We start from the raw sequence: 22518 nt of genomic DNA on the forward strand, positions 1-22518 counted from the left end.
GTCATTCCGGCACTCCCACGGTGGCCCGGTCGAGTTGCGGCAGTTTGCCCAACTTGCCCGCATGCCAAGGTTCCTGGTTGTCACTGGGCCAGGCCCGGAACGGCCGGCCGAGCTCCCGGCAGAGGTACTGCGCGGAGTACCGGCCGCTGGTGGCGGCGCGGATCAGACCGCCGAGGCCGGCCCACTGCCCGGCCATCGAGAAGCCGCGCAGACCGGGCAGCCGCATCCGGTCCCGGTTGACCAGCCGGTTGGCGGCGTCCTCGGCCTCGGAGAAGGCCTGCCAGGCGAGGATGCTGCCGTAGGTGTTGCCGGTGAACCGTTCGGTGGTCACCGGGGAGGCGACGTCCACGACTTCGATCCGGCGACCCAGCCCCGGGTACGTCCGTTCCAGGAACTCCCGGACGAACTCGGCGACTTCCTGCTTGCGCGCCCGGTAGGCGCGGCGGTCGCGGACCCGCAGGTCCTTCCAGGAGCGGTAGTCGCTGAAGTAGGTGCAGTGCAGCACCGACTTGCCGGGCGGCGCGAAGCCCTCCGCGTAGTCCGAGCGCAGTTGGACGACCAGGCTGTGCTGGAGCGAGCCGGGCAGCCGGGTGCCCTGCTCGGGCGACAGCAGGTAGGTGGTGCTGTGCGGTTCGCCCTCGGGCAGCGGGCCGTCCACGCCGACGAAGGCCGAGACCACGGCCGGGTACAGGTTGCCGGGTTTGTCCAGCAGCTCGCCGTACAGCCGGTCGGTGGCGGGGCTGGACCAGCGGCCTTCGAGCAGCCGGTCGAGCACCGTCGGCCCGTCGCAGGCGGCCACCACGTGGTCGGCGAAGTGCCGGGAGCCGTCCCGGAGTTGGACGCCTACGGCGCGGTCCCCCTCGACCAGGATCCGCTCCACCCGGCAGCGGTAGCCGACCACCCCGCCGAGCGAGGTGTAGCGCTCCTCCACCGAGCGGGCCAGCCCGAGCGAACCGCCCTGCGGGAAGCCAGTGTTGCCGTTGTGCGCGGCGGCCAGGGTGTACAGGTACGGCAGCAGCGGGAAGCCGGCCGGCTCCTGGAGGAACATGTTGGGCAGCGCCCGCCGCAGCAGAGGGTCCTGGAAGCGCTCGGCGAAGCCGCTCATCGGGGTCGTCGCGGTCCGCCAGAAGAGCCGGAACGCGGGCAGCACGGTGCGCAGGGTGCGCAGCCGCTCGGCCGGGCCGCGCAGCGGCGGCGGGGTGAGGTCCCAGGGCAGGTCGATGGCGGCGAAGCGGCGCAGGTCCCGGCAGAAGGCGCGGATCGGCTTGGCGTCGCCGGGGGCGGTGGCCAGCAGGTGCTGTTCCAGCCGGTCCGGGTCCCCGTAGAAGGTGACGGCGCGGCCGTGTTCGTCGACGACGCGGTTGAAGACGTCGAAACGGGTGATCGACTTGCCGTCGAGGGCGCCGAGTTCGCGCCACACCTGGTTCGCCCCGGTGCCCTCGGCGGTGCCGATCAGCCAGTCGATGCAGTAGTCGAACAGGTAGCCGTGCCGGGACCACGCGGTGCAGCAGCCGCCCGGCAGCACGTGCTTCTCGAAGATCCGGGTCTCCAGCCCGCTCATCTGCGCGTAGCAGCCGGTGGAGAGCCCGCCGATGCCCGCGCCGATCACGATGACCCGGGGCGGGCCGCCGGGGGCCCGCTCCCGGCTCGACCAGTCCGGCCCGCGCTCAGGCCCGGCCATCGGCGGTGCCTCCGGCCAGGATGGCGCCCGCCAGTTCGGCGTTGCGGGCGGCGAACTCGGCGTCCAGCATCTCGGCGTGGCTGCCGTGCCCGGCGTGGACGGCCGTTCCGGCGCTGGAGGCGCCGTGCCAGGAGCCGTGCTCGCCGCCCGCGTGCAGCGCCAGCCGGTCCCGTTCGCACACCACGTTGAGCGGGGCCTTCAGGACGCCCAGATTGGGGGTCCTGCTGCAGAACGCCAGGTAGTCCCGGGCCTGTTCGAGGGTCTCCTGGGCGACGATCCGGGAGCCGGTGTGCCGGTGCAGGTGCTCGTGGAGTTCGCGTTCGAAGACGGCCAGGTGTTCCTCGCCGAGCTCGAAGGGCTCGGGGATCCGGTAGGAGTCCACCACCAGGACGGAACCGACCGTACGGCCTCGGCGTTCGAGCTCCCGGGCCACCTCGAAGGCGAGGTTGCCGCCGAGCGAGTAGCCGAGCAGGACGTACGGCCCCGCCTCCTCCAGGTCCTCGACCAGGTCGGCGTAGCGGGCGGTCTTGTCGTCGCCGGTGAGGTAGTTGAAGGCGGCGAGCCGGTGGTCGGGCAGGTGGGCGGCGAGCTGGCGGTAGACCAGGCCGTGGCCGCCGGCCGGCGGGAAGCAGAACACCGTCCGCCCCTCGGGCGCCCCGGGGTTGAACCAGAGGTACGGCTGGCCGCCGGCGACCTCGCCGGTGATGATCTGCTCCAGCGTGCGGGCCATCCCGTGCAGGGTGGTGACCTTGAACAGCAGGCCGACCGGGATGCTGATGTTGAACTCGGTCTGCAGGTGGTGGATCAGCTCGATCAGCCGGATGGAGCTGCCGCCGAGCTCGAAGAAGTCGTGCTGGAGGCCGACCTCCGCCACGCCGAGCAGGTTGCTCCAGTGCTCGGCGGTGCGGATCTCGTAGAGGGTGACGGGCGGTTCGTGCTGCGCGCCGCCGGTGTCGATCCGGGGCTCGGGCAGGGCGGCCAGGTCGACCTTGCCGTTGGGGGTGAGCGGCAGGGCGGGCAGTTCGGTGAGGTGGGAGGGGATCATCACGGTGGGCAGGTGCTCGGCCAGGTGGCGGCGCAGTTCCCGGCGGTCCAGGGTGGTCCCCTCGGCGGGGACCAGGTAGGCGGCCAGCACGGCTTCGCCGGTGGAATCCTCACGGGCCGTCACACAGGCCTGGGCGAGTTCGGGCCGGGCGGTGAGGTGGGCCTCGATCTCGCCGATCTCGATCCGGTGGCCGCGCACCTTGACCTGGTTGTCGATCCGCCCGAGCAGGTGGGCGGTGCCGTGGGCGTCCCAGTGGCCGAGGTCGCCGGTGCGGTAGAGCCGGACGGGCGGGCCGTCGAGTTCCAGGGTGGTGAAGCGCCGGGTGGTCTGCTCGGGGTCGTTCGGGTAGCCGGCGGCGACACCGGCGCCGCCGATCCACAGCTCGCCGGGCACGCCGGGCGGTACCGGCTCGCCGTAGTGGTCGAGGATGTACAGCGCGCTGTTGGGGAAGGGCCGGCCGATCGGCACCATCCGGCCGGGCTCCAGGGCGTCCGCGCCGCCCTCGTAGTAGCTGGTGTCGATGGTGGCCTCGGTCAGGCCGTAGGAGTTGACCAGCCGGGTGTCCGGCCCGCACAGGTCGCGCAGCCGCCGGTGCTCGGCGGCCTTCCAGGAGTCGGAGCCGACGACCAGCAGCCGCAGGAAGTCCAGCCGCAGGCCCTCGCGTTCGCAGTGGGCCAGCAGGCCGCGGGCGACGGCGGGCACGAACTCGCCGCAGTCGACGGCTTCCTCGCGCATGGTGCGGTACAGCCGGGCGGTGTCGAACAGCAGGTCGCGGTCGACCAGGACGAGGGTGCCGCCGGTGCTCAGCGCCCGGGCGAGGTCGCCGGAGAACACGTCGAAGGCGGTCCCGGCCATCTGGAGGTGCACCCGGGCCTCGGTGTCGAGGCGGTACTCGGCGCGCCAGCCCGCGGTGACGGCGGCGAGGTTGCGGTGGTCGACCCGCACGGCCTTCGGGCGGCCGGTGGAGCCGGAGGTGTGGATGACGTAGGCGGGGCGGTCCGGGTCGGCGGCGGGCAGCGGGCCGCTCTCGGCGGCGGGCCGGTCGAGCTCGTCCAGGGTGACGGGGCGGACGGGCGGTTCGGTGCCGAACGGGTTCCGCTCCGCGACCACGACGAGGGCCGCTCCGGCGTCGGTCACCTGGTAGGCGAGCCGGTCGGCCGGGTGTCCGGGGTCGAGCGGCAGGTAGGCGGCGCCGGCCCGCCAGATCGCCAGCAGGACGACGATCAGCTCGGGTGACTTGTCCAGGCAGACCGCGACCACCGAGCCTTCGCCGACGCCCAGTTCGCGCAGCCGCAGGGCCGTCCGCTGGGCCCGCCGGTCGAGTTCGCCGTAGGTGAGGCGGCGGGCGCCGTCCGGGCGGGGGGCCGTGACGGCGACGGCCTCGGGGTGTTCGGCGGCGGCCTTGGCGACGAGTTCGGGCACCGGGGTGTCGTGGTCCGCCCGCCGGTCGGCGCCGCTGAAGCCGGTGAGGATGCGGCGGCGTTCGGCCTCGTCGAGCATCCGCAGCCGGCCGACCGGGCGGTCGGCACCGGCGCTGGTCATGGCGTCCAGCAGGTTGCGGTAGTGCGCGGCCAGCCGCTCGACGGTGGCGGCGTCGAAGAGGTCGGAGTTGTACTTGAACACGCAGTGGAAGCAGCCGTCCGCGCGGTCCTCGTAGGCGGACAGCGTCAGGTCGAACTGTCCCTCCTCCTCGGGGAGTTCGATGTACTCCAGGCGGTATCCGAAGCGTTCCACGGCGACCTTGTGGGTGAGCAGGATGAACATCGCCTGGAACACCGCCGAGCGGCTGGGGTCGTGCTGGAGCCCCAACTGCTCGACCAGCAGCGGGAACGGGTACTCCTGGTTGTCCAGGCCGCCGAGCACGCTCTCCCGCACCCGGGCCAGCAGCTCGGACACGGTCGGCTCCCCGGCCAGGCTGACGTGCAGCGGCAGCGGGTTGACGAAGTAGCCGTAGACGGAGGCGAACTCCTCCTGGGTGCGGCCGGTGACGGGGCTGCCGACCACGATGTCCTGCTGGCCCGACCAGCGGTGCAGCAGCAGGTAGTAGGCGCTGAGCAGCACCATGAACGGGGTGGCGTGGTGCGCGCGGGCCAGCTCGTGGACGCGGGCGGTCAGGTCGGCGTCGAGCCGGAAGAACGCCGAGGCGCCGTTGTGGGTCTGCACGGCCGGCCGGGGCCGGTCGGTGGGCAGGGCGAGGACGGGCATCTCGGCCGGCAGGTGGCCGCGCCAGTAGTCGAGCATCCGCCGGGCGTCGGGGCCGGCCAGGAAGCGGTTCTGGTGGTTGAGGAAGTCGAGGTAGCGGGCGGCCACGGCGGGGAGTTCGGGGGTGCGGCCGTGCCGCAGCGCCTCGTAGACCTCGAACAGCTCCTCGATGAAGGTGAAGGTGGAGATCGCGTCCGAGACGATGTGGTGGACGGCCTTCATCAGGACCCAGCGGTCCGGTCCGCGCCGGAACAGTCGCAGCCTGACCAGCGGGTCGTTCGCGAGGTCGTACGGCCGCCGGTACTCGGCGACGATCAGCGCGTGGATCTCCTCCCAGGGGCGGCCCTCGACGTCGAACAGTCCGGTGTCGGCCAGCGCCTCCGGGCGGATCCGCTGGACCGGTCGGCCCTCCTCGGCGGTGAAGGCGGCCCGCAGCCCGGGGTGCCGGGCGACCAGCGCGCGGAAGGCGGCGAAGACCAGCTCGGGGTCGAGCTCGGCGCGCACCTCCACCGCACCGCCGATGTTGTAGGCGAAGCCGTCCGGGTGCAGCTGGCGCAGGAACCACAGCGCCTGCTGGTTGTGGGTGAGCGGGTAGCGGGCCTCGTCGGTGTGCAGCTCGACCTCGGCCTGCTCGGGGCCGCCCTCGGCGTCGAGCCGCTCGGCCAGGCCGGCGACGAGCAGGTCGACCAGGTCACCGACGGTGCCGTTGCTGAGCAGCGCCACCACCGGCAGGGCGACGCCCAGTTCGCCGTGCACCCGGGCGCGCAGCTCCATCGCGAGCAGCGAGTCCAGGCCGTGCGCGCCGAGCCTGGTGTCCGGGGCGATCCGCTCGGCGCCGATCCGCAGCACGGCCGCGGCGGCGGCGGTGAACCGCTCGGTGACCAGCCGGTGCCGGGTCGGCGGATCCGCCGTGCGGTAGGCGTCCAGGAAGCCGCCGGTCTCGGCCGGGGCCTGCTCGGCGGCGCCGGCGGCCAGGTCGGCGACCAGCGGCGGCGGCGCGGGGTACCAGGCGAGGAAGGTCGGCCAGTCGACCACGGTGGCGACCAGCAGCTGGGCGCGGTCCTGGCCGAGGACGCGTTCCAGCACGGCCGTGCCGGCGTCCGGCGGGAGCGAGCTCATGCCGCGGGCGTCGCGGTAGTGGGCGACCAGGCCCAGTTCCTCGATCATGCCGGTGGCCCAGGGGCCCCAGTCGAGGCTGAGCGCGGGCAGGCCGGCGGCCCGACGGTGGTGGGCGAGGGCGTCCAGGAAGGCGTTGCCGGCCGCGTAGTTGGTCTGCCCGGCGGTGGTGAGCAGCGAGGCGACGGAGGCGAACAGCACGAAGTGGTCGAGCGGTTCGTCGCGCAGCAGCCGGTGCAGCAGGTGGCCGCCGACCACCTTGGGGGCGTATCCGGCGTCGAAGGCGGCCCGGTCCATCTGCGGCACCAGTACGTCCTTGACCTGTCCGGCGAGGTGGAACACCCCGCGGATGGGCGGGCGTTGGCGTTGCCGGTAGTCGGCGAGCCAGGCGGCGAGGGCGGTCTCGTCGGTGACGTCGACGGGGGCGAGCAGCGGTTCGGCGCCGAGCGCCTGGAGTTCGCGCAGGAAGGCGATCCGCTCCCCGGCCGGGCTGGCGGGGTCGGTCCGGTACCACTGGTCGCGCTCGGGCAGCGCGGTACGGCCGACCAGGATCAGCCGCCGGGCGCCGCGCCGGACCAGGGTGCGGCAGAGCAGCCGGCCGAGCGCGCCGAACGCGCCGGTGACCAGGTAGCTGCCGTCGGGGCGCAGGACCGGCGGCAGCGGGCGGGTGAGGCCCTCGGCCCGGCGGAGCCGGCTGGTGCGGCGGTGGCCGGCCCGCAGGGCGATCTCCTGCTCGTCCCGGGAGGCGAGTTCGGCGAGCAGCGCCTCGGCCTGGTCGAGCGGCTCGGCGGCGGGGTCGAGGTCGATCAGGGTGCCGCGCTGGGCGACGAGTTCCTGCTGCCAGAGCACCCGTCCGATGCCCCAGGCGGGTGCGCCGAGCGGTTCGACCCGGTCGTCGGGGGCGGCGGCCTGGGTGCCCCGGGTGACGATGTGCAGCCGGGCGTCCGGGAGGGCGGCGGGCAGGGCCTGGGCGAGGGCGATCAGCGCGTAGCCGCCGAGGGTGGCGAGCTGGTCGAGCCGGTCGGCCGTGGTGGTGTCGAGGGCGGGCTGGTCGAGGTTCCACAGCTGGACGACGGTGCGGTAGCCGGGGCCGAGGTCGGTGAGGAGCCGGGTGAGGTCCTCGGCGGAGTCCGGGCGGACGGTCGAGCGCCCGTCGCCGGGCCGGTAGTCGGTGCCGGGCCGGACCAGGTGGCAGCGGGCGCCGCGTTCGGCGGCCAGCGCGGCGAGGCGTTCGGCGAGGCCGCCGGCGTCGGCGAACAGCAGCAGGTCGCCGAGGTCCTGGTCGGCGGGCGCGGCCGGGGCGTCCGTCCAGGCGAGTTCGGTGAGCCAGCCGTCGATGGTGGCGAGGCCGACCGAGGCGGGGGCCTGCGCGACGTCGGCGACCCGGAAGCCGGTGATCCGGCCGACCGGGGTGCCGTCCTCGGTGTACAGGGCGAGGTCGCCGACGAGTTCGCCGCCGCCCTCGCGGGTGACGGTGGCGTGCGCCCACAGCGGCCGGTCGCCGGCCTGGTCGAGCCGGACCTCCTCGATGGACACCGGCAGCCGGACGCCGCCGTCCTCGGGTGTGAGCAGCCGGGTGGCCAGCAGGGTCTGGAAGCAGGCGTCGAGCAGCACCGGGTGCAGCTGGTGGTCGGCCGCCTCGGGGCCGAGCCGGTCGGTCGGGCTGATCCGGGCCAGTGCCTCGCCGGGGCTCGTCCACACCTCCTGGACGGCCTGGAAGGCGGGCCCGTAGTCGTAGCCGCGGGCGGCCAGGAGCCGGTAGCAGTCGGGGCCGTCGAAGCGCTGTCCGCGGGAGCGGATCGCCTCGGCGTCCAGCGCCGGCCCGTGGGCGCGGCGCTGGCCGGTGCGGACCCGGCCGCCGGCGTGCACCACCGGTTCGCCGCCGGCCGGGGTGGAGGCGATGGTGAAGCGGGCGTCCTCCGGGGCGTAGCCGAGCTGGACGGGGGTGGGCTCGGTGTCGGAGAGGAACAGGGCCCGGTTCAGCTCGATCTCGGCGAGCACCACCTCGGTGCCGCCGGTGAGGGCGCGGACGGCCTGGGCGGCCATCTCCAGGTACCCGGCCGCCGGGAAGACCATCTGGCCCTCGATCCGGTGGTCGGCCAGGTAGGGCAGCCGCTCGGGGTCGAGTGCGGTGGTCCAGGCGGGTTGGGCACTCGCGGTGCGGCGGCCGAGCAACGGGTGGTCGACCTCGCCGAGCCGGACCTGCCGGACGGCGCTCGGCTCGACCCAGTACCGGTCGCGCCGCCACGGGTAGCCGGGCAGCGGCACCGGACGGCCCGCCGGGTGCAGTGCGCGCCAGTCCAGTTCGACGCCCAGGGTGTGCAGTTCGGCGAGCGACCGGATGAAGCAGGCGGGCTCGTCGGCGTGCCGGCGGATGGACGGCAGGGCCTGCGCGCCGTCGACGCACTCGCGGATCGCGTGGCCGAGCACCGGGTGCGGGCCGATTTCCAGGAACAGGCCGTGCCCGTCCTGGGCCATCCGTTCGACGGCGGCGCGGAAGCGCACCGGGTTGCGGACGTTGTGCCACCAGTACCCGGCGTCGAGTTCGGGGCCGCGGGCGAGGCCCTCGCGGGCGGTGAGGTAGAGCGGCAGCCGGGCCTCGTTGGGCTTGAGCGCGGCGAGCGCGGCGGTCAGCTCGTCCCTGATCGGGTCCATCCGCACGCTGTGGTACGGGACTTCGACCTCCAGGAAGCGGGTGAACACCTCCTGCCCGCGCAGTTCCTCGGCGAGTTCGCGCAGCGCGTCGGTGTCGCCGGCCAGGGTCACGGTGGAGGGGCTGTTGACGGCCGCCAGCGAGACCCGGGCGCGGTACGGGCGGATCCGGCGCTCCGCCTCGGCCTCCGGGAGGCCGACGGCGAGCATGGTGCCGGTGCCGGCCAGCCGCTGCTGGAGGCGGCTGCGGGCCAGCACCACCCGGACGGCGTCGGCCAGGTCGTACACCCCGGCCTCGTAGAACGCGGCGACTTCGCCGGTGCTGTGCCCGACCACCGCGTCGGGGCGCAGGCCGTGGCTGCGCCAGAGCGCGGACAGGCCCAGCTGGACGGCGAAGTTGGCGGGCTGGGCGAGCCAGGTCTCGGCCATCCGGGAGTCGGCCTCGTCGCGGTGCAGTTCGTCGAGCAGGGACCAGCCGGCCTGCTCCCGGATCTCCCGGTCGCAGGCCTGGACGGCCGCCCGGTAGACCGGTTCGTTCTCGTACAGGCCCCGGCCCATGCCCCACCACTGCGGGCCCATGCCGGTGAACACCCAGGCGAGGCGGCGCTGTTGGCGTTCCCGGGCGCGGCCCTGGAGCACCCGGGGGTGCGCCTCGCCGCGCTCGTGGGCGGCCAGCGCCTCGTCCAGGTCGTCCCGAGTGGAGTAGGCCACCGCGAGCCGCTCGGGCAGGTGCTGGCGCCGGTGCGCCAGGGTGTGGCCGAGGTCGTCGAGCGGCACCCCGGCGGCGAGCTCCCGACGGATTCCGGCGGCGAGTTCGGGCAGCCCGGCGGCGTCCTTGGCGCTCAGCGGCAGCACGGTGCGGGCCGGCTGCGGGGCCTGGGCGGCGGGCCCGGTGCTCGGCGGCTCCTCCAGCAGGACGTGCGCGTTGGTGCCGCCGAAGCCGAAGGAGTTGACGCCGGCCCGGGCCGGTCCTTCGTGCTCGGGCCAGTCGATCGGGGCGGTCGGGATGTCGAAGGGCAGCGCGGCCAGGTCGATGCCGGGGTTGGGCCGTTCCAGGTTGAGGTGCGGCGGGATCCGCCGGTGCTTGAGGGCCAGGGCGGTCTTGATCAGCCCGGCGACGCCGGCGGCGGCCTCGGTGTGCCCGATGTTGGTCTTGACCGAGCCGACGTAGCAGCGGTCGCCCGGGCGGCGGCCGTTGCCCAGCACCCGGCCGAGCGCGGCCGCCTCGATCGGGTCGCCGACCGGGGTGGAGGTTCCGTGCGCCTCGACGTACTGGAGGCTGCCGGGCAGCACCCCGGCCTCGGCGCAGACCCGTTCGATCAGGGTGACCTGGGCGTCCGCGCTGGGGACGGTGATGCCGTTGGTGCGCCCGTCCTGGTTGACGCCGCTGCCGAGGATGACGGCGTGCACCGGGTCGCCGTCGCGCAGCGCGTCCGACAGCCGCTTGAGGACGACCACGCCGACCCCCTCGGCCCGGACGTAGCCGTCGGCGGAGGCGTCGAAGGCCCGTGAGCGGCCGTCGGCGGACAGGAAGCCGCCCTTGGTCTCGGCGATCGTGTACTGCGGCGCCATGTGCAGCAACGCACCGCCCGCCAGGGCGAGTTCGGTCTCGCCGCGGAGCAGGCTCTGGCAGGCGAGGTGCACCGCGACCAGGGAGGAGCTGCAGGCGGTGTCGATCGAGACGCTGGGGCCGCGGAAGTCGAAGCAGTGCGAGATCCGGTTGGACACCATCGTCATCATGGTGCCGGTGGCGGTGTGCGCGGCGAGCGTGCGGAAGTCGAGGTCGGCGAACTGGAGGATCTTGTAGTCGAGGGTGAAGGCCCCCATGTAGACGCCGACGTCGCGGCCGGCCAGCTCGCCGGGGCGCAGGCCGCCGTCCTCCAGGGCCTCCCAGCTGACCTCCAGGAGCTTGCGCTGCTGCGGGTCCATGTGCTCGGCCTCGCGCGGGCTGATGCCGAAGAAGTCCGGGTCGAAGGTGTCGAAGCCGTCGATGTAGCCGCCCCGGCCGCCGACCAGGCGGCCCGGTTTGGACCGGTCCCGGCTGCCGAGCGTGCCGGTGTCGTAGCGGTCGGCGGGTGTCGCGGTGAGGCAGTCCCGACCCTCGACGAGGTTGCGCCAGTAGGTCCGGTGGTCGTTGGCGTGTCCCGGCAGGCGGCAGCCGATGCCGGTGATCGCGATCCGGTCGCAGGGCACGGCGAAGGGCGAGGTGTTCATGATCCAATCCGAGGGTGATGGCGTGGCGGCGCGGACACGGGCGGAGGAGGAGCGGCCTCGCGGGCAGGGTCAGACGGACGGCTCGGTGGTCTTCACCTGGCGCCAGGGGTGCAACAGGGTGGCACCCACTTCGCCGGTGGCCGGGAAGGCGGCCGGATCGGCGAGGCCGACGGCGGTGGGCACCCGGCCGGGGCGCCAGGTGAAGCTGCCGAACACGTGGTCCCACAGCGAGAGGTCGGAGGCGTAGTGCCCGGCCTCAGCGAGGTCGGTGCTGTGGTGCAGTCGGTGGAGCTCGGGGCCGGCCAGCAGGTGGCCGAGGAACCCGAGGCGGACGTCGATGTTCGCGTGAACGAAATACCCCTGCGCAAGAATGAATATTCCGACCACGAACACGGATTCCGCCGAGAAGCCGATCAGCGACAGCAGGAGTTGCACCACGGACTGCGCGACGAACACGTCGAGAATATGGTTCACACCGTTGTTCGCGACATTCACCTTGTCCGGCACGTGGTGGACGCCGTGCAGGCGCCAGAGCCACCGGTTGTGGTGGGACCAGCGGTGGACGAGGTAGTCGCCGAGCGAGCCGACCAGCAGCGCGAGCGGGATCTCCAGGGCGAACGGGAGCACCGGATGGGCCGCCCCGAGCTCCTGCACCAGCGCCGTCACCAGCCCCTGGGCGAGCGCACCGCCGACCATGCTCAGCACGAAGTACACGGTGTACCAGCGCAGTTCACGCCCACTCGGGTGCCAGTCGGTCCGGTACGGGATCACCCGCTCCAGTACCGCCAGGTACCCGAGGACGCCGACCAGCACGAGGGGGGAGACCCGGTCGGGCTCCCAGTGGAAGTGCAGTGTGGCGACGGCCGTGCACAGCACCCCCAGGAGCAGAAGCGGATGAGCGAGCCGGCGTGCAATGGCGGACAGCACGCGCCCCCTTGGTTATTCGCGAACTAATGACTGGAAACGTCAGAGACTCTAGCGGGAGAGGTCAGCTACGGCAGTCATTCGACGTGTTAACGCCATAAATAACCCGATCGGAGGAAGATCTGCGCACGAAGTTGACACCAGACCGGCGTGAAAGGGGCGCGTTTGTTCGCAGGCGCTGGAGAAACCGGAGCGCAGCGGGGTCGGGCCCACGCCGGGCGAGGTCGCACGCCCCCTGACACAGGGGGCGGTCCGGACCCGGATCCGGCCCCCCGGTCCAGCGAGGGCGGCGCGGGTGGCACCGGGCGAGCGCGAGCCGGGCGCGAGGGCGCGGGCCGTGCGGGTGGCGCCGCCCGTCAGGATCCCGCCAGCTCCGCCAGCCGCCACGCCGCCTCCGGCCGGTACGCCGCGAGGCGGTCGCGCAGGCCGCGCAGCTCGTACCCGACCAGGGCCGGCAGGGCCGCCGCCGGGGCGGTCTCCAGGGCGGGCCCGAGCAGCTGGACGGCCGTCTGCGGGTCGTGCGCGCAGGCGTGGCAGTCCGCCACCCGGACGGTGAAGAGGAGACGGCTGGAGGGGAGCTGGGCCGGGCCGAGCAGGCCGAGCGCGGTCTCGGCCGCGGTCAGCGCCCGGCGGGCCAGCCGGGGGTCGCCGACGACCGCGGCGAGGTCGCGCAGCGCGGCGGCCGCGCCGGACTCCACCCGCAGCCGCATCGAGGCGATGGAGAGCCAGGGCGCGTCGTCCTCGTCCCGGGCGCCGATGTGGTCCAGGTGCAGCCGGGCGCGGCCGAGGTGGCGAATGGTGGCCCGGACGTCGCCGGTGAGAGCGTGCGCACGGGCCTGGCCGATCTGGCCCATCGCGCCGGCCCAGTGCCGGCCGGGGGCGGCGCGGCCGGTCTCCCGGGCGTAGCCGAGGGCGGCGGCCGGGTCGCCGTCCATCCGGGCGAGGGTGCTCATGTCGCTCAGCGCGGCCACCTGGGTGGCCTGGTCCCCGGCGAGCTCCGCCCAGGCGAGCGCGCGGTCGAAGCAGGCCATCGCGGTGGCGTTGCGGCCGTCCTGCATCCGCAGCGCGCCCGCGGCGTGCGCGTGCTCGGCGGCCAGTCGGGCGAGCGGACGGCGCTGCGCGGCGGGGGCGGCGGCGAGCCGGGCGAGCACGGCCTGCAAGGTGCGTTCGACGGCGGCGGCCAGGCCGGGCAGGCCGCCGGCCTCGCCGGAGCGCAGGTGGGCGGCGAGCAGCCCGGTGAGGGCGTGTGCGGTGGCGGCGTCCAGGGGTGGCGCGCCGGCCGGGTTCGCGGCACAGAACTCGGCGTGCAGCGCGGCGAGTTCGACCGGGTCGGGGACGTCGCAGCCGTCGGCGCCGTGCAGCGGGCAGAGCAGGCCGTAGTCGGGCAGCCGGGGCGGCGGCTGGGCGGGGGCGCTCCAGCGGGCCGGGCCGCCGGGCACGTTCGCGGCCGCGGTGGGCAGCGGGGGCCGCAGCAGGGCGGGCGCGAGGGGCGCCAGGGAGGGCAGTTCGGCGGTCTCGGCCCGCTGGCAGGCGGCCCGCAACTCACCTTCCGCGCCGAGGAGTTCGTCGATCCGGTCGGCTATCCGAGGGGTGACCCGGCGGGCGCCGTGCTCGATCTTGCTCACCGCGGTGTGGTCGTAGCCGATTCCGGCGCCGAGTTGGGCCTGGGTGAGGCCGGCCCGGCGCCGCCAGTGGCGCAGCCGGGCACCGAAGTCCCGCCAGGCGCCCAACTCCTGGGCGGGCGGGGCGACGGGTGGGGACGGAGGCGCGGACGCCGGTGCCACGGCCACGCGGTTCCGGTGCACGGCTGCCTCCTCCGGTCGCTTCCCCCGGGCCCCTCGCCAACCTTCCGACCATCAGGACGGTACTCGATGACACCCGGTCCGTACATGAGGTGGTCTCAACCACTCGGGCAAAAGCCCAGCTTGACGGAATTTGCCAACCCTATGCATCGCGTGCACCAGCCATTGACCAGAGCATGACGCCGTGTGAGGGTTCCGGCACCCGAGCGCGGACGGCCCGCACGGCCGTCCCCCAGACACGGCCCTGCGGTGGGCCACCAGCCCTGCCGTCCGCGGTCGAGGACCCCCACATGCGAGGAGCCTCGATGCAACGCAGAGTTTCCACAGGACGGTTGCTGACCACGGCGACCACCCTGACCGTGCTGGCCGGCATGATCGCCGCCACGGCCGGGCCGGCCACCGCCGCGCCCACCCCCTCTCCCGCACCACCCAGCGCCCTCGCGGCAGCCGTCAACGCCGCCGACGCGGCTGCGGCCGCCGGCCTGGACGCACTGGCCAAGGGCCCCGGAGAGACCTACGAGCGCCGGGCCGTCACCCCCTGGCTCGGCGGCCTCTACTCCGTCGCGTACGACCGCAGCTACCGCGGCCTGCCGGTGGTCGGTGGCGACGCCGTGGTGCTCGCCGACGGCCAGGGCAAGGTCCGCGGCCTCCAGTCGGCCGCCACCGGGCCGGTCGGCGGCTCGATAACCCCGCAGGTCAGCGCGGCGAACGCGGAGAAGACCGCGCGCACCAAGCTGGCCGCGGTGGACTCGGTGGCCGAGCGCCGCCTGGTCGTCCGGGTCAAGGACGGTGCGAGCCGGCTCGCCTGGGAGACCGTCCTCAAGGGCCGTACCGAGAGCGCGCCGAGCACGTTGCACGTCTTCGTGGACGCCGCCAGCGGCGAGGTGATCGACAGCTACGACGATGTCCGCGCCGGCACCATCAACAGCAAGTGGAACGGCCCCGGCCCGCTGACCATCAGCACCACCAACTCCGGCGGCTCGTACTCGCTGCGCGACCCGAACCGGCCCGGCCTGACCTGTTCCGACTACAGCAGCGGCCAGGTGTTCAGCAAGTCCTCCGACTCCTGGGGCACCGGCAACCCCTCCAGCAAGGAGACCGGTTGCGCCGACGCCATGTGGGCGGCCCAGAAGGAATGGGACATGCTCCGCGACTGGCTCGGTCGCAACGGCCACAACGGCAACGGCGGCAGCTGGCCGGTCAAGGTCGGCCTCAACGACGTCAACGCCTACTGGGACGGCAGCTCCATCTCCATCGGCCACAACCAGAACAACGAGTGGATCGCCGCCCAGGACGTCGTCGGCCACGAGTTCGGCCACGGCATCGACCAGTACACCCCCGGCGGCGCCAACAACGAGAACGGCCTGGGCGAGGGCACCGGCGACATCTTCGGCGCGCTCACCAAGGAATACGCCAACCAGCCCGCGCCCTACGACTACCCCGACTACCAGGTCGGCCGGCAGGTCAACCTGGTCGGCCAGGGGCCGATCCGCAACCTCTACCAGCCCTCACTGGTCAACAACGACCCGAACTGCTACTCCTCCTCCATCCCCAGCACCGAGGTGCACGCGGCGGCCGGCCCGCTGAACCACTGGTTCTACCTCCTGTCGATGGGCTCCAACCCGGGCGGCGGCAAGCCGTCCAGCCCCACCTGCAACAACTCCTCGGTCACCGGCATCGGCGTCAAGCAGGCCGGCCAGGTCTTCTACGGCGGCATGCTGCTCAAGACCAGCGGCATGACCTACAAGCGGTACCGCACCACCACCCTGACCGCCGCCAAGAACCTCGACCCGACCTGCAACTACTTCAACCGGACCAAGGCCGCCTGGGACGCGATCAGCGTGCCCGCGCAGAGCGGCGACCCGACCTGCACCCCGTCCGGCAACAACGACTTCTCGCTCGCGCTCGGCCCGGCCTCCGGCTCGGTCCAGCCCGGCGCCTCGACCACGGCTACGGTCTCCACCGCCGTCACCTCGGGCACCGCGCAGACCGTCAACCTGACCGCCTCGGGCGCCCCGACCGGGGTCACCGCGACGCTCAACCCCTCCTCCGTGCAAACGGGTTCGTCCGCGACGCTGACCCTGTCGGCCTCCTCGGGCGCCCCGGCCGGGACGTACGTGATCACCGTCACCGGCACCGCCGGCGCGGCCACCCACACCGCCCAGTACACCCTGACCGTCGGCGGCGGGGGCACCCCCGGCGGGCCCGCGCCCGACATCGACGTCGCCAAGGTCCAGGCCCACCTGACCCAGCTGAACACCATCGCCAGCCAGAACGGCGGCAACCGCCGGGCCGGCAGCGCCGGGCACAGCCAGTCCGTGGCGTACATCAAGGGCAAGCTGCAGGCCGCCGGCTACACCGTGACCGAGCAGACCTGCACCTCCTGCACCTACCAGTCCAACAACCTGATCGCCGACTGGCCCGGCGGCCCCGCCGACCAGGTCACCATGTTCGGCGCCCACCTGGACAGCGTCTCGGCCGGCCCCGGCATCAACGACAACGGCTCCGGCTCGGCCACCCTGCTGGAGAACGCCCTCGTCCTCGCCCAGCAGAACCCCACCCTGACCCGGCACGTCCGGTTCGCCTGGTGGACCGGTGAGGAGCAGGGCCTCCAGGGCTCGCAGTCCTACGTCGGCCAGCTCAGCTCCACCCAGCGCTCCGCGATCAAGTCCTACTACAACTTCGACATGGTCGGATCGCCCAACGCCGGCTACTTCATCAACAACATCACCTCCGCCGCCGCCGCGCCGATGAAGGCCTACTGGGACTCCCTCAACCTCCAGCCGGAGGAGAACGTCGAGGGCCAGGGCCGCTCGGACGACTACTCCTTCCAGCAGGCCGGCATCCCCACCTCCGGCTACGCGGCCGGCGCCGACGCCGTCAAGACCTCCGGCCAGGCGACCAAGTGGGGCGGCAGCGCGGGCCGTTCGTACGACTCCTGCTACCACCAGTCCTGCGACACCACCAGCAACATCGACCCGACCGCGCTGAACCGCAGCGCCGACGGCGTGGCCTACACCATCTGGAAGACCTCCGTCGGCGGCACCACCCCCGCCAACGACTTCTCCCTCGCGGTGAACCCGGCCACCGCCACCGTCAACCCCGGCGACTCGGCCACCGCGACGGTCTCCACCGCCACCACCTCCGGCTCCGCCCAGACGGTCAACCTGACCGCCTCCGGCGCCCCGGCGGGCGTCACGGTCTCCTTCAGCCCGTCCTCGGTGCAGTCCGGCGCCTCGGCCTCGCTGACCATCGCGACCGCCGCGAACACGGCGGCCGGCACCTACAGCATCACGCTCACCGGCACCGGCTCCGCCACCCACAGCACCAGCTTCTCGCTGGTCGTGGGCAACGGCCCGACCAACCCCGGCGGCACCTGGACGCCCGGCACCACCTACCAGGCGGGCGACGTCGTGACCTACAACGGGGTCAGCTACCGCTGCCTCCAGGGTCACACCGCCCAGGTCGGCTGGGAGCCGCCGATCGTCCCCGCCCTGTGGCAGGCCGTGTGACCCGTAGGGCACCCGCCTGACACCCCGTAAGCCGCTGCGCCGCGGTCCGTCGAGGGGGACGGATCGCGGCGCAGCCGTGTGCCGGGCGCACCCCCGGGTCACCGGGCGTAACCGGACCGCCACTCGGCTGACGTACAGTCGGCTGCGGGGCGGGCCGCCCGCCCACGACGGCCGACCCCCGAGGAGACTCCTGGTGACCACCGACACCCGCCCCGTACCGGAGCTGGCCGCCGAGGCCGTCGAGCAGTGGCGCAGCGAGGAGGCCGACCTCGTCGACCTGCTCGCCCGGGCGCAGCGGGGCATCGGCGGCATCGCCGCCTTCCGGCTCGGCCCCACGCCCACCGTGCTGGTCACCGACCCGGCCGCCGTGCAGCACGTGCTCGGCCGCCACCCCGACCGCTACGTCAAGCGCTCGCACCGCGCGCGGATGCTGGTCGGCGACGGCGTGCTCTCCGCCACCGGGGACGCCTGGAAGCGCCAACGGCGGCTGCTGCAGTCCCAGTTCACCGGCACCGGGATGCGCCGCTACGAGCAGCGGATCGCCGCCGCCGCCCGCCGGACGGCCGACCGCTGGGAGGGGTACGCGCGCAGCGGCGAGACCTTCGACCTCGGCGAGGAGATGCGCGGATTCGCCCTCGACACCGTCTGGCGGGCCCTCACCGGGCTGCCGCTGGACGACCGCACCGACCATGAACTCCGCTCCGTGGAAAGGGTGGTGGCGTCCATGCCGACCCTGCCCACGGACGCCGGGGACGCCCGGGACGCCGTCGCCGCCGACCTCGCCCGGATCGACGCCGTCGCGCTGGCCGCCATCGACGCGGCGCGCTCGGCGACCGACGCCGAGGAGCCCGGCGTGCTGCGGGCCCTGCTCGACGCCGCGGCCCAACACCCCGAGTACACCGACCGGTTGATCCGCGACGAACTCGTCACCCTGCTCGTCGCCGGGCACGAGACCACCGCCACCACCCTGACCTGGCTCTTCCTCCTCCTCGACCGCCACCCCGAGGCGCGCGGCGCGGACCCGCAGGCCCTGGTCAGCGAGGCCCTGCGGCTCTACCCCCCGGCCTGGCTGCTCCCCCGGCACGCCGTCGAGGACGACGTGATCGACGGCCACCGCATCGCCGCCGGCACCGACGTCCTGGTCTGCCCCTACCTCACCCACCGCGACCCGGCCCTGTGGCCCGACCCCGAACGCTTCGACCCCGCCCGCTTCACCGCCACCGGCGCCCGCCCCGCCCAGCTCGGCGCGTACCTCCCCTTCGGCCTCGGTGCCCGCGCCTGCCTCGGCACCCAGTTCGCCGTCCGCGAGACCACCGCGCTGCTCGAACTCCTGCTGCCCGCCCACACCGTGCGGTTCCGCTCCGTCCCGACCGGCTCCGCCTACAGCATCACCGTGCGACCCGACGGGCCGACGCCGGCGGTGCTGGGCTGACCGATCGCGGTCCCGGTCGCCGGCGGGAGGAAGTCGTCGGTCAGTTCCTCGCCGGCGAGGGCGGCGTCGACGCGGGCGTCGATGTGCGCGTGGGTGACCGGGCAGTCCAGCGGGCGGTCGCGGTGGCAGTCGAGCATGTGGGTCAGGACGGCCGCGGCGCGCTCCAGACGGCGGGCGCGGGCCGTCATCTCGTCCCGCTGCGCCGCCAGCAGTGCCTTCCGCTCCGCCGCCTGCTCGCTGGCCATCACGGCGGCCGTCCCGGCGAGCGGGATCATGCCGTCCACGTGCCAGAGCTGGACCAGGGCGAGGCGTTCCAGGGCCGCCCGGTCGTACTGGCGCACCCGGCCGCGGCGGGCGGCGGGGGTGATCAGGCCGCAGTCCTCGTAGTAGCGCAGGGCGGGGACGGAGAGGCCGAAGGCCTTCGCGACCTCGGTGATCGAGTAGAGCTGCTCCACGCGTCGTCTCCTTCACGGCCGGCGGGTTGCACTCAAGCGCACTTGAGCGTGAAAGCTCAGGCAAGCCTAACTTCCTGCCGCAGCGAAGGGTTCGCCACTCATGCCGCTCAGCACCGCCTCCGCCCCCAGCCGGACCTCACCCGGCCGTGCCGCCCCCGCCTCCGGCGCGCTGCTCGTCGTCGGCTTCGTCCTGCTCAGCCTCAACACCCGGGTCGCGTTCGGACAGGTCGGACCGCTCGCGCCGGTCGCCGGCTGGGGCCAGGGCACCGTCACCGTGCTCGGGCTGCTGCCCCCGCTGTGCATGGGCCTGTTCGCGCCGCTCGGCGCCCTCGCCCGGCGGCGGATCGGCGAGGAGCGCGGGCTGTTCTGGGCGAGCGTGCTGCTCGTCGCCGGGGCGCTGCTGCGCACGGCGGGCCTGCCCGGGCTCTACGCGGGGACGGTGCTGGTGGGCATCGCGGTGGCGGTCGTCAACGTGCTGATCCCGGTGTTCGTCCGGGCCCGCTTCGCGCCCCGGCGGATCGGCACCATGATGGGCGTCTACGCCCTCGCGATGGGCGCCGGGTCGGCCGTGGTCGCCGCCCTGGTCGCGCCGGTCGCCGACGCGTGGTCCTGGCGGGCCGCGATCGGCCTCGCCGTCCTCCCGGCCGTCCTCGCGGCGGCGGGCATGGCGCCGCAGCTGCGGGTGGAACGGCGGATACCGGCCGCCGCCGCGCCGGTGCACCGCCGGCCCGTCGGCCGCACCGCGCTCGCCTGGAGCCTGACCGCCTTCTTCGGCATCCAGACCCTGGTCTTCTACGCCACCCTCGCCTGGCTGCCCTCGATCCTGGTCGACGCGGGCCTCAGCCGCACCGCCGCCGGCACCGACCAGGCCGTCCTCATCCTCGGCCTCGCCGTCGGCGGCTTCCTCGCGCCCGTCCTCGCCGCCGCCCGCGCCGACCAGCGGCCGCACCTGCTCGCCGTGGTGGCCGTCTGCATCCTCGGCCTGCTCGGCGTCGTGCTCGCCCCCGCCACCGGCGCTCCGCTCTGGGCCGGCATCCTCGGCATCGGCATGGGCGGCGGCCAGGCCCTGGCCGCCGTGCTCTTCGCCCGCCGGGGCACCGACCACGACCACGTCGCCGCGCTCTCCACCATGGCCCAGACCTGCGGCTACCTCCTCGCCGCCACCGGCCCCGCCCTCACCGCCGCCCTCCACACCGCCACCGGCTCCTGGACGGCCCCGCTGCTGACCCTGGTCGGCCTGCTCCTGGCCGGCTCCGTCCTCAGCCTGCGCGCCGGCCACGACGCCCGGCCGTGACCGGCGTGCCTCCGCACCGGCGACCGCGCCGCCCCTCGATACTCCGGTAAGCCCCGTACGAGAGGACACCGATGGAATTCCTGGTCGACATGGTGACCACCGTCCCGGACGGAACCACCGAGGACGCGGTCGCCGACATCCGGGCCCGCGAGGCCCGGCGGTCGCGCGAACTCGCATCCCAGGGCACCCTGTTGCGGCTCTGGCGCCCGCCGCTCGCGCCCGGCGAATGGCGCACCTGGGGCCTCTTCAGCGCCCCCGACGAGACCCGGCTGGAACAGGCGCTCGCGTCCATGCCCCTGCGGGTATGGCGCCAGGACACCGTCACCCCGCTCTCCCCGCACCCCAACGACCCCGGCACGGGAGGCGCCCGATGAGCGACGAAGCCGTGCTGCGCGGCGTCCTCAACCGTTGGAAGGCCGCCGTCGACGCCCACCAACCCGAGCAGGCAGCCGACTGCTTCACCGAGGACGCGATCTTCCAGGGCCTCCACCCGTACACCGTCGGGCGGGCCGGCATCAGTGCCTACTACGCCTCCCAGCCCCCCGGCATGACGGCCGACTACCGCATCCTGGAGTCCCGGCGGCTCACCCCGACCCTCCTCCTCGGCTACCACAGCGTCGACTTCGCCTTCCCCGACCGCCCCACCCTCACCGTCAACCTCGGCGTCCTGCTGCGGCGCTCCGACGACGGCTGGTCCATCGCCCACTACCAGGTCTCGCTGCTGCCCTGAGCTGCGCCGACACATCCCATCGCCGCGATCCGTCGCACACCACGTCGTGAACCCGGCCCGCCGAGCACCCAGCTCGGCGGGCTGACGGGGGAGGTGGCCCCGGGGGACATCGGACGTTGCCCTGGCGTACCTTCCGCCGGAGGTACGGGGTCGAACAGACTGGGAGGGACTGTCGCCGATCCCTCGAAGGGGCCTTTCCTGTGCGTGCCCATGACTCCGGTAGTGCGTTTGCCGCCGACCGACGACCGGGCCGTAGCAGTCGGCCGATGACTCCTGTGCGGCGCCCGTCCGGTGCCGGGGTCGTGACGCCGGCGGCACTCACCGCCATGCAGCGGGCCGTGGGTAACGCCACGGTGAGCCGGATGCTGGAGCAGCACGACGAAGTCGCGGCCGACGTGCAGCGCTCGGCCGTCCACGAGGTGCTGCGGAGCCCCGGCACGCCGATGGCCGACGGGATCCGGGCCGAGATGGAGACCCGGCTCGGCGCGGACTTCTCCGATGTCCGGCTGCACACGGGTGCGACCGCCCGGGAGTCGGCCGCCGGGATCGGCGCCCGCGCGTACACCTCGGGCAGCCACATCGTGCTCGGCGCCGGAGGGGGCGACAAGCACACGCTCGCGCACGAGTTGACCCACCTCATCCAGCAGCGCAGCGGCCCCGTCGCGGGCACCGACAACGGGAGCGGGCTACGGGTCAGCGACCCCTCGGACCGCTTCGAGCGCGAGGCCGAGGCGAACGCCTCCCGGGTGCTGTCCCGGCCGCTCGCCCGGGAGTCCGAAGCGGAACACGCGGCCCACGCGCACGGCACGCAGGCCGGCGAGCCCTCGGTGCAGCGGCGCCCCACGGCGAAGCCCGCCGAGGAGGAGGGCGACCACACCCACGTCGACGCCGACTATCCGGGCTTGCGGCTCATCCTGGACCAGAAGCTGACCGACGAGCACTACGAGAAGATCTACCAGCTCGCGGGCACCGAGGAACGCGTGATCTTCGACGAGGACGGCAGCTACGGGTACATCAAGGCCGACGACGACCTGGAGACCTACTACAAGCTCGTCAACATGGAGATCGGCCCCGAGCAGGCCCAGGCGGACCTGAGCGGCCACGTCAACCGGCAGCGGGACTCCAGCTACCACGTCCGGGCCGGCGCCGGGACCTTCCAGGGCGCGCAGATCGACCAGTTGCAGGACTTCGCCGCGCAGGGCGTGCGTACCGGCCAACTGGTCGAAGTGAGCGTCGCGTTGCTGCGGCAGGCCAGCGGTCGTGCGCAGACGGTGGCGGGCGGGCTCGACGAGAAGCGACTCAGCGCCGCCGTCACCGGCATGAAGAACAGCGCCGCGCTCGAACCGATCAAGATCCGGGTCGACGGGGGCGGCATCAGCATCCAGGACGGGAACCACCGCCTGGGCGCGGCCGTTCAGCTGGGCGCCGCGTACGCGCCCTGCAAGATCGTCTGACCGCC

11 protein-coding genes are annotated in these 22518 nt (G+C 73.9%); 6 read left to right on the forward strand and 5 right to left on the reverse strand.

Features of this window, described 5'->3' with window-relative positions:
• Position 1: 1 nt before the first annotated feature.
• From ACIO9K_RS11405 to ACIO9K_RS11420, 4 genes are all read right to left on the reverse strand, one after another.
• Complete coding sequence (locus tag ACIO9K_RS11405; RefSeq protein ID WP_400328669.1) at positions 2-1681, reverse strand: phytoene desaturase family protein; 1680 nt, start codon at positions 1679-1681, stop codon at positions 2-4.
• Positions 1668-10910 (reverse strand): amino acid adenylation domain-containing protein, encoded by a 9243-nt coding sequence (locus ACIO9K_RS11410; RefSeq protein WP_400328672.1) that lies wholly within the window; start codon positions 10908-10910, stop codon positions 1668-1670. Before ACIO9K_RS11410 ends, ACIO9K_RS11405 begins: the two co-directional genes overlap by 14 nt.
• A 69-nt stretch (positions 10911-10979) precedes the next feature.
• A complete protein-coding gene (locus ACIO9K_RS11415; RefSeq protein WP_400328675.1) occupies positions 10980-11837 on the reverse strand; it encodes a sterol desaturase family protein in 858 nt (285 codons plus the stop codon).
• A 353-nt stretch (positions 11838-12190) separates the two neighbouring features.
• Positions 12191-13639: a helix-turn-helix domain-containing protein gene (locus ACIO9K_RS11420; protein WP_400328678.1), complete on the reverse strand. Its 1449-nt coding sequence runs from the start codon at positions 13637-13639 to the stop codon at positions 12191-12193.
• 302 nt (positions 13640-13941) lie between these two features.
• Between ACIO9K_RS11420 and ACIO9K_RS11425 the strand changes: the two genes are divergently transcribed.
• Positions 13942-17148 (forward strand): M28 family peptidase, encoded by a 3207-nt coding sequence (locus ACIO9K_RS11425; RefSeq protein WP_400328681.1) that lies wholly within the window; start codon positions 13942-13944, stop codon positions 17146-17148.
• A gap of 193 nt (positions 17149-17341) precedes the next feature.
• Entirely contained in the window at positions 17342-18580 is a 1239-nt protein-coding gene (locus ACIO9K_RS11430; protein WP_400328684.1) for a cytochrome P450, read from the forward strand.
• Here the strand turns inward: ACIO9K_RS11430 and ACIO9K_RS11435 are convergent.
• Positions 18529-19035, reverse strand: coding sequence for a MerR family transcriptional regulator (locus tag ACIO9K_RS11435; protein WP_400328687.1), 507 nt, complete (start codon positions 19033-19035; stop codon positions 18529-18531). The two genes, ACIO9K_RS11430 and ACIO9K_RS11435, sit on opposite strands and share 52 nt — an antisense overlap.
• Before the next feature lie 100 nt (positions 19036-19135).
• Between ACIO9K_RS11435 and ACIO9K_RS11440 the strand changes: the two genes are divergently transcribed.
• The 4 genes from ACIO9K_RS11440 to ACIO9K_RS11455 all read left to right on the forward strand — a co-directional run bounded on the left by ACIO9K_RS11440 (position 19136) and on the right by ACIO9K_RS11455 (position 22513).
• Positions 19136-20329 carry an MFS transporter gene (locus ACIO9K_RS11440; RefSeq protein WP_400328690.1) on the forward strand — a complete coding sequence of 398 codons (1194 nt, stop codon included), beginning with the start codon at positions 19136-19138 and terminating at the stop codon, positions 20327-20329.
• A gap of 71 nt (positions 20330-20400) precedes the next feature.
• Complete coding sequence (locus ACIO9K_RS11445) at positions 20401-20703, forward strand: muconolactone Delta-isomerase family protein (protein WP_400328693.1); 303 nt, start codon at positions 20401-20403, stop codon at positions 20701-20703.
• A complete protein-coding gene (locus ACIO9K_RS11450) occupies positions 20700-21059 on the forward strand; it encodes a nuclear transport factor 2 family protein (protein WP_363624678.1) in 360 nt (119 codons plus the stop codon). Before ACIO9K_RS11445 ends, ACIO9K_RS11450 begins: the two co-directional genes overlap by 4 nt.
• A 266-nt stretch (positions 21060-21325) precedes the next feature.
• Positions 21326-22513, forward strand: coding sequence for a DUF4157 domain-containing protein (locus tag ACIO9K_RS11455; RefSeq protein WP_400328696.1), 1188 nt, complete (start codon positions 21326-21328; stop codon positions 22511-22513).
• Positions 22514-22518 lie beyond the last annotated feature (5 nt).

This window comes from Kitasatospora sp. NPDC087271 (assembly GCF_044744605.1).
Lineage (GTDB): Bacteria > Actinomycetota > Actinomycetes > Streptomycetales > Streptomycetaceae > Kitasatospora.